Here is a 17,489-nt window from a genome sequence, read left to right as displayed (position 1 = left end):
ATATTGTTGTGGACTAGGCTCTCGAAGCATGATGATAAACTTGGTTATTATCTGTACTTCTATTAGATCAAAGCCCTAGACGAATGTCTAGGGCTTTGTCAGCAGTCTGAAGCACTGCAATGGCAGTGCTTTTTTTATGGACCATTCTTACAGATTGATTATAGGTTTAGCGGCTTTACGCTGGCTTTCTTATCTTTACACTTCTTTACGGTCACTTACATCCTAGCTTTGTCCTATCTCCTGAGAATGTAATTAAATAGTTAATGGAGTAAGTATGTTTAACAAAAATGTGTGCAGTTTGATGATGGTTTGCATGGGAAGTGTAGCTTTGGTTGGGTGCGACTCAAGTGATGATAGTGACGAGAGCTCCGACAGTTCGGCATATGTTCAATATTATAATGCCTCTGCCAATAGTACTGCAACATCACTTGTTTTAGACGACTATGAATATAGCGACATTGAATTTGGAGATTCAATGCCGCGTTATGGCTACGATACCGGTAGCGTTGAAATGGAAATCTATGGCCAAGATGAAAATGAAGATACTGTTACTATCTACAGTGAGGATATGAATTTCAGTAACGGTGATAATCATTTATTTGTACTGTATGGCGACTATCATTCACCTGAATTATTAGACATTAGTTACGAGCGTAGCGATATGGATGATATGAATGATGACGACGATGAAGATTACAGCAAAATGCAGGTATTAATTGCCAATGTGACTTCTGAAGATATGGCGTATGACGCTTATATTTCCCTTGATAGCGACGAGTACCAAGATGCGACAATGCTAGGCAGTATTGGTTACCGTGGCTACACAACAGAGCTTATGTTAGATACCGACGAATATGTTATTTACTTAACCGAGCAAGGCACTGATGAGGTGGTTTACACCACAGAAAGCATGAGCTTAACTACTGAAACGGTGTATAAGTTTATTTTGCGTAACAGCTTTGGCTCTGGTGATTTAAAAATAACGTTAGACAGTGTGGACTCAACCTCTACGCCTGTTTCTTATACCAATATTGATTCAACGGCTGATTTCAGAATTTTTAATGGCCTTGAAGACGTTACGGTTAATGTGGATGTAGAAAGTAAATTAGAGTCACACTACTTGCGCGATATTGCTTCATTCACAGTGAGTGATTTCCAGCAAACGGGTTTTAATGACTATGGGGTGACAGTAACCAATACGGACAGTAGTGAAACCATTTTAGATAACGTACTCGTGACCTTTAACCAAGACGATATTCGTACTTTGCTGCTGTACCAAGATGATACCGTCAAGGGCATGGTGATTGAACATGATATGCGTCCAAGAGCTTACGAGTACAATGTCGATGTGGTGAACTTATCGCAAGATTACGATGACTTAACGGTGTATTTTGTGAATAGCTCAGAAACGATTGAGTCTGCGGAATACACCATTGAAGATATCGACTTTGCTGAGCAAGAAAGCTTAGTGATGCCGCAAGATGATTATGAAATTAATGTGGTTTATGAGTCTGATAATGGCACTCAAACCTTATTGTACCAATCTGAACTGATCAGTTTTGATGGTGATACTAATTACAGCTTTGTACTGACAAAAGATAGCGAAAGCCAGTTTGGTTACACACTGCATCAGCTATAAAGCGAGTGAACAAATTGGGTTAATTTAAGCCCATTGGGTGAACCACTCGTGAGTAAAAACAAAAATGCCGATAAGTGATTATCGGCATTTTTGTTGGTATAGGTCTTACTACACAATGTTAAGCTGTTTGGTAGTTACTCAAAATACGACCTAAGTTAGCTGAAGCTTCTGATAAATCTACCACGCCACTTGATGATTGGTTGGCAAGATCACGAATGGTATTTGATTTCACTCGAATTTCCGTTAGCTCTTTAGCAATGTCATTCGCAACAGCACTTTGCTCTTCTGATGACGTTGAAATATGAAAACTCATGTCCATGATAGAGCGTGATGATTCAGCAATTGCATTCACATCAGTACCAATATTGGTGATTAAGTCACTGCTACTTTGAGCTTGCTTGACCGTATCTTGAGTGATGCTATCAATATTTTGAGTTTCAGATTGCAGCTGTTCAATCATAGACTGTATTTCAACTGTCGCAGATTGAGTGCGACTTGCTAAGGTACGCACTTCATCAGCAACTACCGCAAATCCACGACCCATTTCACCCGCACGTGCAGCTTCAATAGCAGCGTTTAATGCAAGTAAGTTAGTTTGTTCTGAAATCGCGTTAATGGTGGTAATCACTTCATTAATTTTGGTGGCATTTTCTTTTAAACTGCCCACAGAGTCAGAGGTTTTTTCAATGTAAGTAGATAACTGCTGAATTTCTTCAATAGCACGTTTTACTCGGTTATAACTTTGCTTAGTGTACTCAGAATCTTGCTCTACTTGCTGGGTAGTATTCTTGGCAATATTTGATACTTCTAAAGAAGACGCTGTCATTTCTTCCATTGCAGTTGCAACCGAGTCCAATGAAATATATTGCTGGTCGATTTGTTCAGCACTTTGCTGAGTTTCATCGGCAAATGATGTTGAGGTTGTATGCAGTGTATCGGCGCTTTGTTTAACCGTAACAACAAGCTCGGTTAAAGTGTCCATTGCTTGGTCTAAAGCACAACCAATGGTACCAAACTCATCACGACCTGGGTGGAAGCCTAAGCGAGAGGTTAAGTCACCTTTACCAATTTTGGCAGTGGTATCCCATAAAACCCATAATGCGCCACCAATAAAGGTCGCATTCCAGTAAATCACCAGTGCAAATGGCAATACCCATAAAAATGACAGTAACAAGCTATATAAGGCATCTTGTTTCGCATCATTTTCGAGCTGGTAAACAGACTGATTTAATGAGTAATATTGCCCATTAGACTGGACGACAGCAGTAATGTTGTTGCCATTACGCTGGCTTTGTTGATTAAAGTTAGACACTGACAAACCAGCTGAACTAGCTTGCTCAATTTGCCCTGTAGCCTCTAAAGCATTAACTGTCGCGGTCACTTTTTCAGTCAGCACAGTCATAGAGTTTTGTTCTATTTGATTTATGCTATTGAAGTAATTGTTTACTGAAATGCTGGTAACAATGAGCATAAACAGCCCAAAAATAGCCCAGAACTTATCGTTAATAGACATTTTGATAAATAGCTTATCAATATTGCGAAATTCAACCTGTTTCATAGAGTCGGTGCTTCAATGATGAAAAGTAACCAAATTTTAGTGCAGCTAGTGATGATTTGATACGACTTTTTGACAAAAAACTCTATTTTTTATGCTCTTTTTTACATTTTGTCGTATTGGCAACATGATGAAAAATAAGTTTATTGTATCTCACTGAAAACAAGCTGGTTTCAAGTGTGTTTTAACACTATTAATTCATTATTTTAATCAAGAACCGTCTGAAGGCATTTTCAAATGCGGTAACCAGCTCTGGCGTTTCTTCCTTTGACAGAATATGGAGCATGCCTGCATAGGAAACAGCTTGATGAGCGTAACAAATGCCTTCAGCGAGTTGCCAAGCTTGGCTGAGTTCATCTTTTGAACCGAATTTATCCCATTGAGACAAGTAAGCATTAATCACCGTATGCTTTTCTGGGCTATCGTTCATTCTGAATAAGTAAGTGCCATCGATAAAAGGATGGCTAATACAGGCATCACTCCAATCAAAAAAGATAAAACCCACATGCTGATTATTTACATCATTTCCAATCGTGCTGGTGGCAGGGTTAAAAGGTGCAATATTCTCAATGTGTAAGTCACTGTGAACCAAAGTATTGGGCAATTGATATGCTGATAGCGCAGTAATGTCATTATCAAGACGGCTGAGTACTTGTTGTAGATTCTCAGGAGACAAATCGAGATCTTGGGGTAACTGAGAGCTCACTGAGATATCTTGAAAAATATCGCTTAACTGCTGAGTAAGATTAATGATTTCACGGCGTATGCAACCAGCACTTTCTAATTGCTCGATATGCTTTACTGATTCGATTTGTAAACCGGCAAATGCGGCAAATGGTTTTGACCAGTCAGAAAGTGGCACTGTATCAACAAATGCCTCGCCAAAGCTTTTGGTTAACATCCATTGTTTGTTTGCATCGAATGCGATGACTTCGGCGCTGTTTTGTGGAAATAGCTCAAATAGCTTGGCACATAAACTGGCTTCATTGGAAAACATATGAAGAAGGGCAGTGGCTTTAAAAAACACCTCGCCAGAATGAGTCGATTGCCTTAACACGTGACCTAAAGCCCAGCCTTTAACTTGCTGTAACTCGCCAATTAAGCGGATGTTGTGTTTGTTTAATTCAACCTCAGTCCAATGCTTGGCGTTTTGTGGCCAATCATTTTGTTGCCAGCATTGCTGCTTATTTACTAACTGCTTATTTTCTAGGTGCTTAGCTTCTAACTGCTTAGCCTCTAACGGTGAAGTGTTCATATAAGGTGTCTTCGCCCCCAATTTTCTTATCGCCTGATTTTCATGCTTTAAAATAAGGATTAAAATGTGAATGTACGTTTGCTTACGATTCTTACTTTAGTTATAAATTCATTTAAATCAATGTTTTGATATTTTTTGTGTGCGGCTTGTTGCGATTAGGATAACACTTTGATTGCACTCTATCGCATTTGGACATTTAATAGACTCACACAAATACCCAAGATAGATAAAAAGAGAACAGGTATGAAGGCAATTCCCCTCGCAACGACCCTCGCAGCAACCCTGCTTTGTATTTCTCCAATGTTGGTTTCAACTGCAGCATTAGCGGAAGATAACGATAAAAACAGCGCTAATCAGTCATCAATGGCCGAATACAGCCGTAAAATAGCGGTTGACGAAACCGTGGTGACTGAACATAAAACGAAAGCCAATGGTCAGAGTTTTTCTTACACTGCGACAGTTGGCACGCAACCGGTTTGGAATGAAAACGGTGATGCTGTAGCAACCCTAAGCTACACCTATTACCAGCGTGACAGTGTTAGAAACACTGCGAAAAGACCATTATTGATTTCATTTAATGGCGGACCTGGTTCAGCTTCAGTGTGGATGGATATTGGTTATACCGGCCCCCGTGCAATTAACGTTGATGATGAAGGTTATCCTTTACAGCCTTATGGAGTTAAAGCCAATCCATATTCAATTTTGGACATAGCTGACATTGTTTATGTAAACCCTGTTAATACAGGTTACTCAAGAGTATTGCCGAATAAAGACGGCGAGATGCCATCTAAAGATCAGCAGCAAGAAATGTTTTTTGGTGTCAATGCTGATATCAAATACTTAGCTGAATGGCTTAACACCTTTGTAAGCCGCCATGAACGCTGGCGTTCACCTAAGTATTTGATTGGTGAAAGTTACGGTACAACTCGAGTGTCAGGTTTAGCGCTAGAGTTACAAAACCGCCAATGGATGTACTTAAATGGCGTGGTACTCGTATCTCCAACGGATATTGGTATCGAGCGTAAAGGACCTGTTAAATCAGCTAACCGTTTACCCTACTTTGCCGCTGCCGCTTGGTATCACAAGGCTTTATCAGCTGATTTACAAAATGCCGATTTAACCGAGTTCTTGCCAGAAGTTGAAGCGTTTACCATTAACGAATATATTCCTGCATTAGCGATGGGCGGCTTTATCGCCCCTGATCACAAACTTAAAATTGCTGAAAAAGTAGCGCATTTTTCTGGTTTAAGCGTTGATGCGGTATTGAAATCAAACCTTGATGTCTCTACGCGCTTTTTCTGGAAAGAGTTACTGCGTGAGCGCGGCCAAACCATCGGTCGTTTAGATTCACGCTATTTAGGTATCGATAAGCAAGATGTCGGTGATAGCCCTGATTACAATGCAGAATTGACCTCTTGGTTACATTCTTTCACGCCAGCCATTAATGCTTATATGCGTGAAGAGCTGAACTATAAAACTGATATTAAGTATTACATGTTAGGTAATGTACATCCTTGGGATCGCACCAATAATAAAACAGGTGAAAACTTACGCCTAGCGATGGCGCAAAACCCATACTTAAATGTGATGGTACAAGCGGGTTATTACGATGGCGCGACCAATTACTTTGATGCTAAGTACAGTATGTGGCAGTTAGACCCAAGCAGTAAAATGAAAGACCGCTTGAGCTTTAAAGGCTATCGTAGTGGTCATATGATGTACCTTCGCTCAGAAGATTTGAAACAATCGAATCAAGATTTACGTGAGTTTATCCAAGCGACAATGCCAAAAGAAAATGAGGCTGCTAAATACTAATTCTAGGGCCTGTTATTAAAAAGGGGCCTACGGCTCCTTCTTTATTCGAACAGATAAAAATGAAAGCCCACCTTTTGATTAAATAACGGCCTTTAAATAACAGTTCTTTTACTTCAGAGCTTAATTTTATTGGCCCCGGATTAAAGTTAAGTGTTTGGTTTGTTTTATGTGGCTGGTGGTCGGGAAAGGTTGGTTAGTTTAAGTGAAGAGCATTGTCGTTTGTATTTGGTAAGTTTTGTAAGTTTTATGAAAATATTTCATTGCGGCTTCGTTGGGGTTCTTGAGCTATTTACTATAAAGAACAATGATTAGGTCAACGGATTGATATAGTGATAAGTCGTACAAGTATTGTTGCTTATTTTGATTTTTAAGTTTTTAAAGAGAGTTCCTAAATGAATGCTGTGAGTCCGTCGGTGTTGAAAAAACGTATCGATAGTATCGACATCATGCGTGGCATCGTCATGTTAATTATGTTGTTAGATCATGTCAGAGAGCGCTTTTTCTACCATGAACAAGTGACCGATCCAATGACACTTGATAGCACCAGCCTTGGATTATTTTTAAGTCGGTTTGCTGCTCATTTCTGTGCTCCTACTTTTGTATTTTTAACAGGTGTTTCAGCATGGCTTTATAGTCATCCTCAGCATGGACCACAGCGAAATGGACGTGAGTTCTTAATTAAGCGTGGACTATTTATTATTGCTCTGGAGTGCACGGTAATTACCTTCCAGTGGATGGGAAATTACGAGATGATCTGGCTGCAGGTTATGTGGGCTATCGGTATCAGTATGCTCGCTCTTGCTGCATTAATTAGCTTGCCAAGAGTATGGCTGGCAGTTATCGGGTTAGTGATTGTATTTGGTCATAATGCGCTGGCACCCATTAATTTTGCACCGGGAGAATGGGGTTATACCATTTGGGCAATCCTGCATGATCGCGGCAATATTTTCCCTAATGATTTCATCGGTATTCGAGCAAGTTATCCAGTGCTACCTTGGATTGGGGTTATTTTACTCGGGTATGCTATGGCGCCGATTTATAGTGCGAGTTTTGATGATGCTAAACGCCATAAAATCCTAATCGGGCTCGGGTTAACCTGTTTTGCTTTATTTGCCATATTACGAGGCTTGAATATTTATGGTGAAACCTTAGATTGGCAACAAGGCGAAAGCTTAACAATGACATTGATGTCGGTGTTTAATGTCACTAAATACCCACCGTCTTTAGCGTTTCTGTTAGTGACAATTGGTGGCACATTATTGTGTTTACGGGCGCTTGAAAACGTGAAACCGAAATATGGCAAGGTATTATCTACCTTTGGTTCAGCGCCAATGTTCTTCTATATTGTGCATTTGTATTTACTATTGTTTATGTACCAATTTGCACTCAATGTCATTGGCCCAAATTACGGTGACATATACGCCTTTACTGACATTACTTGGGTATGGTTAGTCACTCTTGTGCTGGCAATATTATTGTATTTTCCAACAAAGCGTTTCAGCCAATATAAGCACCAAAGTAAACAAGCTTGGATAAAGTATTTATAAGCTTTGTTTGCGGCTAGCCCCCATTAAAGGACACATTTAGTGTCCTTTTTTGTGCCTGCTTAACTGTAAATGTTAAATAAAAGCAGTTCAGTAACAATTATTTGATACTATTTGATTCGATTAATTAAAATAGCAATTTCATAGTGTTATAAAAACAATAATAATCAAAGGGTTGAATATGAAAGTGAATAAGCTGACAGCCATATCGTTAGCGATTGGTTTAGCGTTACCCGTCATGGTAAATGCGAAAACGACTAATGCTCAAAGTGAAACTAATGTTCAAAGTGAAACTAAGGCTGAGCACGCACAAGTAACTTCTGGTAATAAAGCATTATTACAAGATGCTTTCTCCTGTGAGGGAGAGACTTTAACGCCAATTTACGCTATTCAAGGTGATGGCGCGTCTAGTCCGTTAGTGCCTGATGGTGCTTATGAGTCTATAGAAGAGTACGTGGCTAAGGGCATTGTGACAGCCAGAACTGAAAGTTTATATAAAGGCTTTTTCATTCAAGATGCCAAAGGTGATGGGTTAGCCAGTACATCTGATGGCATTTTTGTCCATTGGGGCGAATCAGCTCCTGATGCGATTCAACCCGGTGTTGAGGTCTGCGTTAAAGGTAAAGTGAAGGAGCATTATGGCTTTACCCAAATCGATATCAAAAATGAGCAAAAAGTTGATATTGGTGAAATAGTGGGTGAGTTACCTGCAAGGCCTCTTCAAGTTAAAGTCGGAGAAACCCTTACACAAGCATTAGAGCGTGTTGAGGGCATGAAGGTCGTGCTTGATACTCGAAGTGATATGAAAGTCACGCGGACATTCAGCTTCGATAATAGCATCTACCGCAACAACATGGTGTTGTCGCATAAAGCACCACTGTTTAAAGCGACGCAAGTTCATCAACCGCTTTCAGCAGAAGCTGTTGCGCTCAATGATGCTAATTTACTGAATCAATTATTCATTGATACCGATATTAAAGCCCCAGCAGGGGTTGTGCCTTACTTCCCTGGCTTTAATGCTGATACTGGGTATATCCGTATTGGTGACCAAGTTACTAACCTAGAAGGGGTTGTTGGCTTTAGCGATGATCAATATCGTTTGTTACCGCTCAATGAGCTGACCGCCAAAGATTTTATTCGTAAAAAGGACCGTAAAGAAATACCAGCCATTGCCCAAATGGGCGACATACGGGTTTCAAGCTTCAATGTGTTGAATTTCTTTAATAGCGAATTTGGTGGCGATAAAAACCCTTTAGGGCACAATCGTGGTGCAACTCTTGAAGCAGAAATGCAATTGCAGCGGACTAAAATCGTGAACGCTATGGTGGCGATGAACGCCGATATTATAGGTTTGATGGAAGTTGAAAATAACGGTTTTGGCAAGTTAAGTGCGATTCAAAATTTGCTTGATGCTTTGAATGCAAAGCTTCCAGAAGAGCAAGCTTATCAGTTTGTTGAGCTAGATGCTGCAGATAAGGCTAAAGGTAAGTTCGTTGGTAATGATGCCATTAGCGTGGGCCTTTTTTATCGTCCAGCTGTTGTGTCTTTAGATGGCAAAGCAAAAATGATTATGACTCCTGAACAACATGCTAAAACAGGTGCTGTAAGTCGCATGAATGGCGATGTGGAAGAGTTGAGTCCTGCTTACGATAAATACCAACGCCACAGCATGATGCAGACTTTTTTGATTAATGAGCAAAAACTAACGGTGGTTGTTAATCACCTAAAATCGAAAGGCTCTGGTTGTTTAGAGGATTGGGTTAACTTCAATGAAGACTCTGAACCTGAAGATCTTCAAGGAAAATGTAATGCTTTTCGTGTTTCTGCCGCGCAAGTTATTGGTGAAGCAGTAAAAGGGTTAGATGGCGATGTACTGGTGATGGGTGATATTAATGCCTACGCTAAAGAAGATCCGTTAGCTGTGTTAACTGATTATGATTCAGCAACCACAGAACGTGTCATTCGCACTGCATCTTGGACAACACTTGATGGTGTGACGCATCAAAATCAAGGCAGCATTATTGATAAAGGTTATGGCTTGATTAACTTAAGTACTCAAGCGCACGGACCTGAAACATACTCATATAGCTACAATGGTGAGCTAGGCAATTTAGACCATGCTTTAGGCAATAGCAGTTTAGCTCAGCGTGTTGTTGCAGTGGAAGATTGGCATATCAATGCGGTGGAATCTAACTTGTTTGAATACAGCAGCAAGTACACAGGTGAATTATCGAAGTCTGAAAACGCGTTTTCATCTTCAGATCATGATCCTGTGATTATCGCGCTTGAATATCCACAAGTCGCTACTGAGAAAGATAATCGCGGTGGTAGCTTGGGCTATTTAGGTTTAATGCTATTAACTGCATTAGGGCTAAGTCGCCGTAAAGTGTAGCTGGCTATATTAAGAGTGAGCTGTACGAGCTTATATCCCATCGGGCATTTCACAATGCAGCTTTCGCCCTTAACTGCCACTTGTGATTAAGTGTATTTAACACGTTTCTGCCCCTAAACTTGTTTTATCATTTTGAAAAATCAAAGTCGTGGCGTTTCGCCAAAAACAAAAGAAACATCGCAGGATTCCATCCTGCACAGGCCAAAAGGGTATCAACAGCAATACCCTCTTGGATCACCCTGCCGCCCCAGACGAAAAATGCTGAAAAGCGCATATTTTCGATGGGAATGTATCCAACTTCTGACTTAGTTTGTCGACTGCTTCAGACTTATTCGAAAATGCTAACGCTTCCGATGGGCCTTCCATGGCCCCACGAAAGCTAGCCTGACGTCCTGTCAGGCTCACGCTATTTTCTTCAACGCCCTCAATTCAACTGGAGTCTTTTAGCTGATCAGATTCTTGGTTTTTGTAGCTTTTTTAATTACGACGAATATAGTCAAATCGAAGAGACAATAATCCCAGTGTAGATGCGTTCAAGACCTTCGAAAACATGGATGTTTTCGCAGAGCCCACATGGATGTGTTTACGGCGAGTCTTGGATGCATCTGCACATAAGCCTGCGGCAGGCAATGGATTAGATTGAAGTAATGGTCTTCAATAATTGAGTAAATATAAATGAATTATAGAGTTGCTGTTCGTAACTCACTTATGCCCCATTGCAAGTCAGCGGTAACAACGAGGCTATTTAAAACGAATCAATATAGTCTTAGTTTTTGTAATCATTTTTTATGGCTTTACTTGCCGCTCAAAAGACTGATTATCTATACAGGTATAACTGAATTGCTCCAAATTGAGATAACTTGGGAGGCAAAGGATGCGAAAAATGAATTTTCTACGCATCGATAATTTTGTAACTATCGAGAAAACACATATATATATATCAAGGCACTGAAAAATGTTAAAAAGTGTTGTACAGACCTCGTAAACAAAGACGCATTTTTTCTCCGGCTGTATTTTAAACATTACCAAAGTATTTGTAAAAATTATTCGATTTACAACAATGAGTTAGCGATGGTATCTTTTCTACATAAATTGAGCAGTCTGGAACGTTATCGTGCTGCTATTGAATAAGCTGTTATATTCAAAGGTAGTCATGAATAACTTTTTTAGTGAACATCCGTTTTTAGCAACCCCTAGCTCGATTCTTGTAATCACCTTAATTATCATAGGATTAGGGCAATTATTTATACGCAAGGTATATAATCCAAGCGCTCTTGAATGGAAAAAAGTAAACACCATTGTATTAGGTGTAGCACTGGTGGGGGCATACGGTGCAATTTTAGATGTACGAGCCTCATTGGCCAGTAATTGGGCAAACTCGGAAAAAATACCACTTGTAACAGAACTAAAGAATATTGGAGCATACCTTGAGTATGAATCTACTGAAGGAGTTTGTTCAATACAAGATCATGCCTATTGGATAGATCTATGTGAGTGGTTTAAGAGTGCTAGCGCATTTTGGGCGACTATTGAAATAGACTCTGTACCCAAGATTTTAGTTAAAGACATGCCCAACGTTGAAACCGAGGAACAGTCTGTTACCTTGATATTTGAACGGTTGAACTCATACAATGATCATCGTGACAATTTCATAAAAACCAATGAAGCCGCAGATGACAGCTTAAACTTTCTGAAGTTTTTTTATCCATTTTTTCTTATGGGTTCTATCGCGGTAACTATAGTTAAAAACTCGAGTGAAATTATCGCATTGAAAGAGAAATGAATATAACAAATTGCTTAACAAAGACTCCTAACGCTTGGCGACTTCAGTCGCAATTTCAGCTCTGTGTTTATGGCTCAATATTCAAGTTAAGCGGCATCGCGTTGTCGCTTGTTAGCAAGGCGTTAGGTGTTTAATTGAATTACAGAGGTTTAATACAATATGAGCAATGAAGTATCAATTGCTGAAATCGTAGTAGGTGAAGCCAGGATCAGTTTTGAAATCCCAACTACTTTGTACAATATAATATCAGAGCATGCAAAAGCAGATGACTTAAAGTTGTACAGCTACAATACAGAACAAATTATCGACATACTAAGAAGCTTTGTTCCTGAAGATAAAAAGCCACCAACACATCGGCAAGAGTCTTATGCGAAGTCAATTGCGAAAGCACTAAATATTGACCTATCAGACGAAGTATTGAGCTCCAGTGAGTCTTGTAGCGAGTTTCTTGATACTTACTCAGAGCAATACCAAGAACAAAGGGCAAAAATAGCGGAATTTCGTTCAAGAAATAAGGCTCTAATATCTACTGCAAATAAGGTTGGGCGTTGGCAATCTGCAAAAATCCTACTTGAGCAGGGAACACCAATAGAAAAGGTTGCCGAACAGTTTGGAGTTAAACCGCCAACAATAGAAAAATATGTAATGCAATTCAACGAGTGGTCCTTCGTAGCTAGCGCAAATGGCACATACGATATAGTTCAGAATTTGATTAAAAGACAAAGTGCTGGTGAAGATATCTATACCTTATACGACGAGAACCTCGTGTAAAAACACATAACTAATAAGGATAGGCCGCGCGCAGCCGCGTCCTTCTCCCAAATGTTGAACAAGCCCGAGTGTACCTTTATATAGTAAATATTTGCGTAAGAACTTACGCTTTTTATGTGTGTGCTGTACCGCCAAACCCGAATACGGACTCTTGTCATATCGCTTATGAATGATCTTGCCATCTCATAATGCATAACTAGCTTCTGTCCAAAAATGAGCTAGTACAAGTGAGCAGTTAGCAAAAAGGATGGCAATAGCCATCCTTTTTAATTCAACTAATTAAATTCTCTTTAAAAAAATCTAGTCAATCAAGTCGTAGTTTTCACGCAACACTTTAATGATATCGGCTTTTGGGTTTTCAGGAAGCTCGATACTGCTGCCGGTGACTTTTTCTGCCACACCAGTATAGGTGCGAGACACATTCATCATCGCCTCTAATGGTAGGTCATTATCACGGGCGAGTGCTTCACGTTCAGGCATTCTGTCTTTATTAAGCAAGATGTCAGCATCGTCAAAATGATTCAGTAGGAATTGGCGGAAACCTTCTTTTGAGTTTTCAACAATTTTACCGTCACGGTACGCTGCACCATCCCAAATACGAGATGAATCAGGGGTTCCGACTTCATCCATGTAGATAAGCTTTGAATTGCCATCTTTATCGTTAACGTAACCAAACTCAAATTTTGTATCGACAAACATTTGGTCATGTTCGCTTAATGCATCAGAGATAACTTTAAAGCCTTCTTTTAGAAGCTTTTCATATAAGTCGATATCAGAGGCTTGCTCAAACCCAAATGCGGCAACGTTCGCTTCAATATCACTACGGCTGATATTGACATCGTCTTGTTCAGGCACACCTGGGATCCCAGTTAAAATACCTTTAGTCGATGGTGTGATCAGTAGCTCAGGTAGTTTTTGATCTTTTTGTAAACCTTCTGGCAAGGTAATGCCGCAAAACTCACGCTCACCTTTTGCGTATGCACGCCACATTGAACCAGTAATGTATTGACGACAAATCGCTTCCACTTTAACTGGGCGAGCTTTTTGTACAATCCATACAAATGGGTGTGGAATATCTAAGATATGGCTATCTGCTAAACCGTTTTCAGCAAACAATTTAAACCAATGATTTGAAATGGCATTTAGCGCCGCGCCTTTGCCAGGGATACCTTGCAAATTACCTTCACCATGAAAAATACAATCGAAGGCAGAAATGCGGTCACTGATGACCATGATGGCTAACGGCGTATCAGCAGGAACGTTATAACCTTTGTCACTAATGAGACGACGGCTATCAGCTTCAGTAAGCCAATATACACTGCGAACTTTACCGCTATGGACCGGTTTATCGGTACGGATAGGCAAATCATTGTTAATTGCGAGAACTGAATCAGCAAGACTCATGACCAGTGTTCCTTAGATGTTAAGTGCAGGGACTATCCTTGGTGAAGCAGGATATATAGGTATTTTAATGGCGGCTATTTTACCTGTATTCATCGAGATTTCCATGGTTATCAGGCGGCTAAACTCTTAATCCTGTATAGCGAAAACTGAGTCTAGCTATTCCGCGTTTTATTGGTTTATAACGCTATCACTTTCAGGCAATATGTTGCGAAATTTAACGTCTATTTCAATTGAGAAGCAAACCAGTGAGCCATACTCGTTTAGGATTCATTTTTGTTTCCGTCGCCGTCATTTTTTGGGGTATTTTACCCATTGCCTTAAAGCTCTCTGGCGGTTTTATCGATCCTGTCACACTCACTTGGTTTCGATTTTTGGTGGCGTTTGTGGTGACGTACTTTTTGCAGTGGCGATTTGGTGCTTTGAGACAGTTTGCAAATTTAGCAATGCAAGATTGGCTGAGATTATCAGCCGCCGCTATCTTGTTGATGTGTAACTACACATCGTTTGTATATTCACTGGATTACTTATCACCTGGAACTGCCCAACTTAACTTCCAAACTGCGCCTTTTTATTTGGCATTTGGCGGCGCATTATTTTTCAAAGAGCGCTTAACTGCGTTGCAGCTAACTTGCTTTGCCACCTTAGCCCTTGGGGTATTATTGTTTTTTCACCCAAGTTTGGACTTGTCTGCCACCGATGCTAGCCAAGTTGGAATTGGAGTGTTAATTGTCCAGTTCTCAGTGTTATCTTGGACGAGCTATGCACTGTTACAGAAGTCGCTTATTGCCAAGTTAACGCCGAATAATGTGCTGCTGTTTATTTATGGTTTAGGTATTTTGGTGATGGCACCCTTTAGCGACTTTAGTCACTTTGGTTCGATGACCAATGATGAATGGGTAGTGATTGTTTTTTGCGCCGCGAATACTCTGATTGCATATGGGTGTTTTGGCCAATCAATGAAGTATTGGCCTACCGCTCAGGTCAGCGCCATGCTGGCTTTGACTCCGGTGCTGAGCTTCGCTGCCAATGCCATGGTGGTAAAGCTAGGTTTATGGCCAAATACCTTTAGTGCCGACACGCTGGATACTTGGTCATTATTAGGCATTGTTTTGATTGTAGGTTCAGTCTTTGTGGTTCAAATATGGCCTTTATACGCTGCCCAAAAACGTAAAGGAAATAGTAATAAGAAATGAAGTTAGCTTAGTTTCAAATTTTATTGAAAATGAGCCAAAGCATGGAAGTGCAATATGAAATATTACCCTTGTTTGTTCAGGCTGTTTATAAACTTAATATAGAGCAAAAAAAAATGGAGCCTAAGCTCCATTTTTTATCAGTTATTCAACATTAAGTTGATACTGTGAGCGATTACTCGCTGTCACGTGGCTTACGTGGACGGTCTCCACGAGGACGGTCACCACGAGGGCGATCACCACGAGGACGGTCACCACGAGGGCGGTCATTGCGTGGACGACGTGGACGGTCGCTTTGCTCTGGGAAAGCAGTATCGCCAGCTTCTTTGATGTTCAGTGGCTTGCCACATACACGTACTTTACGTAAGTGAGTCAACACATCTTTTGGCATACCGTCTGGTAAGTCAATTGAAGTCACTTGATCAAATAATTGAATTTGACCAATGAACTGGCTGTCGATGTTTGCTTCGTTAGCAATAGCGCCAACGATGTTACCTACACCAACACCATTATCACGACCTACTTCGATTACGTAACGGCACATCTTAACATCTGGCTTATCTTTTAAGCCTTCAGCACTACCAAAGCTCGTTGGCTGTGGACGACCACCGCGTGAATCACGACGTGGACGCTCACGACCACCATCACGGCTACCACGATCATCACGGTCACGTGAATCACGTTGACGCTCTTGAATCGCAGGAAGTTGTAATGGACGCTCAGCTTGAACTTGTTGTAATAATGCCGCAGCTAATAAATCGGTATCGATTTCTAGTTGTTGACATAATTCTGCAACAGCGTTTTTCATGAAATCTAAGTCACCGTTAATGGTTTCTTGGATTTGCTCGCCTAAACGAGATAAACGACGCTCTGCAACAGTCTCAGGGCTTGGTACTTTCATTGGCGAAATGCGGCTTGAAGTCGCACGCTCAATGGTACGTAACATACGCATTTCGCGGTTTGTTACGAAAAGAATCGCCATACCTGTACGACCAGCACGGCCTGTACGGCCAATACGGTGAACATAAGCTTCTGAATCATATGGGATATCGTAGTTAACTACGTGTCCGATACGCTCAACGTCAAGACCACGGGCCGCAACGTCTGTAGCAATAAGGATATCTAGCTTGCCACGCTTAAGCTGCTCAACAGCACGTTCACGTGCTTGTTGGTTCATGTCACCATGTAATGGTGATGAAGCGTAGCCACGGGCTTCTAGTTTTTCAGCTAATTCAACACAGCTGTTACGAGTACGAACGAAGATGATAATACCTTCAGTATTTTCAACTTCTAATACACGTACTAAAGCTTCAAGCTTGTTGTGTTGAGACACTTGAACAAAACGTTGGTCAATAGACTCAACAGTTGAGTTAGTGGTTGAGATGCTGATATGAACAGGGTTTGATAAATGCTTATTAGCAACGCGCTTAATTTGCTCTGGCATGGTCGCAGAGAAAAGTGCAAGTTGGCTGTTTTCAGGCTTATGTTCTAATACCCATTCGATATCGTCAATAAAGCCCATTTTTAACATTTCATCAGCTTCATCAAGCACTAATGCTTTTAATGAATCTAATTTTAATGTACCGCGACGCATGTGGTCCATAACACGACCAGGCGTACCAACAACAACTTGTGGGCCACGACGTAGCGCACTTAATTGTTGATGCATGCTTTGACCACCGTAAATAGGTAGTACATGGAAGCCTTTCATGTGTTTAGCGTAGCTACCAAATGCTTCAGCAACCTGAACGGCAAGTTCACGAGTTGGTGCAAGCACTAGGATTTGAGGAGCGTTCAGCTTTTGGTCAACACTGTTTAGTAAAGGCAGTGCGAAAGCACCTGTTTTACCAGTACCAGTTTGAGCTTGACCTAAAATATCTTTACCTGCCATTAGCGGGTCGATACTTGCAGACTGAATTGGAGTTGGTTTTTCGTAACCTAGATCGTCAAGGGCACGAAGCAAATTCTCGGATAAACCAAGTTCGCGGAAAGTTCTTTCATCGGATGACATTGAGTTGTAGCCTTGTGGGTATGCACGAATTTAGTGGCATTCGCGCTAAAGTTTCACAGACAGAAAATCAACCCCGTGTCGATTTCCCGCGTCAAAGGGGCGATATTATAGCAAGCTTTCACCCATATGA

At 40.7% G+C, this 17,489-nt stretch carries 11 protein-coding genes; 7 read left to right on the top strand and 4 right to left on the bottom strand.

Annotated features, from left to right (window positions below; genetic code table 11):
* Nucleotides 1-274: 274 nt before the first annotated feature.
* Entirely contained in the window at nt 275-1,639 is a 1,365-nt protein-coding gene (locus tag L2735_RS13865) for a hypothetical protein (RefSeq protein ID WP_248985270.1), read from the top strand.
* 118 nt (nt 1,640-1,757) lie between these two features.
* Here the strand turns inward: L2735_RS13865 and L2735_RS13860 are convergent, their stop codons facing one another.
* Both L2735_RS13860 and L2735_RS13855 read right to left on the bottom strand, forming a co-directional pair.
* Nucleotides 1,758-3,197: a methyl-accepting chemotaxis protein gene (locus L2735_RS13860; RefSeq protein WP_248985269.1), complete on the bottom strand. Its 1,440-nt coding sequence runs from the start codon at nt 3,195-3,197 to the stop codon at nt 1,758-1,760.
* Between the two features lie 190 nt (nt 3,198-3,387).
* Nucleotides 3,388-4,449 carry an aminoglycoside phosphotransferase family protein gene (locus tag L2735_RS13855; protein ID WP_248985268.1) on the bottom strand — a complete coding sequence of 354 codons (1,062 nt, stop codon included), beginning with the start codon at nt 4,447-4,449 and terminating at the stop codon, nt 3,388-3,390.
* Nucleotides 4,450-4,812: 363 nt separating this feature from the next.
* Between L2735_RS13855 and L2735_RS13850 the strand changes: the two genes are divergently transcribed.
* The 5 genes from L2735_RS13850 (at nt 4,813) to L2735_RS13830 (ending at nt 12,754) form a co-directional block, all read left to right on the top strand.
* A complete protein-coding gene (locus L2735_RS13850; protein WP_248985277.1) occupies nt 4,813-6,264 on the top strand; it encodes a S10 family peptidase in 1,452 nt (483 codons plus the stop codon).
* A gap of 392 nt (nt 6,265-6,656) precedes the next feature.
* Nucleotides 6,657-7,811 carry an acetyltransferase domain-containing protein gene (locus L2735_RS13845; protein ID WP_248985267.1) on the top strand — a complete coding sequence of 385 codons (1,155 nt, stop codon included), beginning with the start codon at nt 6,657-6,659 and terminating at the stop codon, nt 7,809-7,811.
* Between the two features lie 178 nt (nt 7,812-7,989).
* A complete protein-coding gene (locus tag L2735_RS13840; protein ID WP_248985266.1) occupies nt 7,990-10,200 on the top strand; it encodes an ExeM/NucH family extracellular endonuclease in 2,211 nt (736 codons plus the stop codon).
* Between the two features lie 1,153 nt (nt 10,201-11,353).
* Nucleotides 11,354-11,983, top strand: coding sequence for a hypothetical protein (locus L2735_RS13835; RefSeq protein WP_248985265.1), 630 nt, complete (start codon nt 11,354-11,356; stop codon nt 11,981-11,983).
* A 159-nt stretch (nt 11,984-12,142) separates the two neighbouring features.
* Nucleotides 12,143-12,754, top strand: a complete 612-nt coding sequence (locus L2735_RS13830) for a helix-turn-helix domain-containing protein (protein ID WP_248985264.1) — start codon at nt 12,143-12,145, stop codon at nt 12,752-12,754.
* A 300-nt stretch (nt 12,755-13,054) separates the two neighbouring features.
* On the opposite strand, the gene L2735_RS13825 is transcribed toward L2735_RS13830, so the two are convergent.
* Complete coding sequence (locus L2735_RS13825) at nt 13,055-14,158, bottom strand: phosphoribosylaminoimidazolesuccinocarboxamide synthase (RefSeq protein WP_248985263.1); 1,104 nt, start codon at nt 14,156-14,158, stop codon at nt 13,055-13,057.
* A gap of 245 nt (nt 14,159-14,403) precedes the next feature.
* On the opposite strand from L2735_RS13825, the gene L2735_RS13820 reads away from it, so the two are divergent.
* Complete coding sequence (locus tag L2735_RS13820) at nt 14,404-15,351, top strand: DMT family transporter (RefSeq protein WP_248985262.1); 948 nt, start codon at nt 14,404-14,406, stop codon at nt 15,349-15,351.
* Nucleotides 15,352-15,523: 172 nt separating this feature from the next.
* Here L2735_RS13820 and L2735_RS13815 read toward each other — a convergent pair whose 3' ends face one another.
* Entirely contained in the window at nt 15,524-17,359 is a 1,836-nt protein-coding gene (locus tag L2735_RS13815; protein WP_248985261.1) for a DEAD/DEAH box helicase, read from the bottom strand.
* Between the last annotated feature and the right edge of the window lie 130 nt (nt 17,360-17,489).

Source organism: Shewanella olleyana (genome assembly GCF_023283825.1).
Lineage (GTDB): Bacteria > Pseudomonadota > Gammaproteobacteria > Enterobacterales > Shewanellaceae > Shewanella > Shewanella olleyana.
This window is presented reverse-complemented; position numbering and strand designations above follow the sequence as displayed.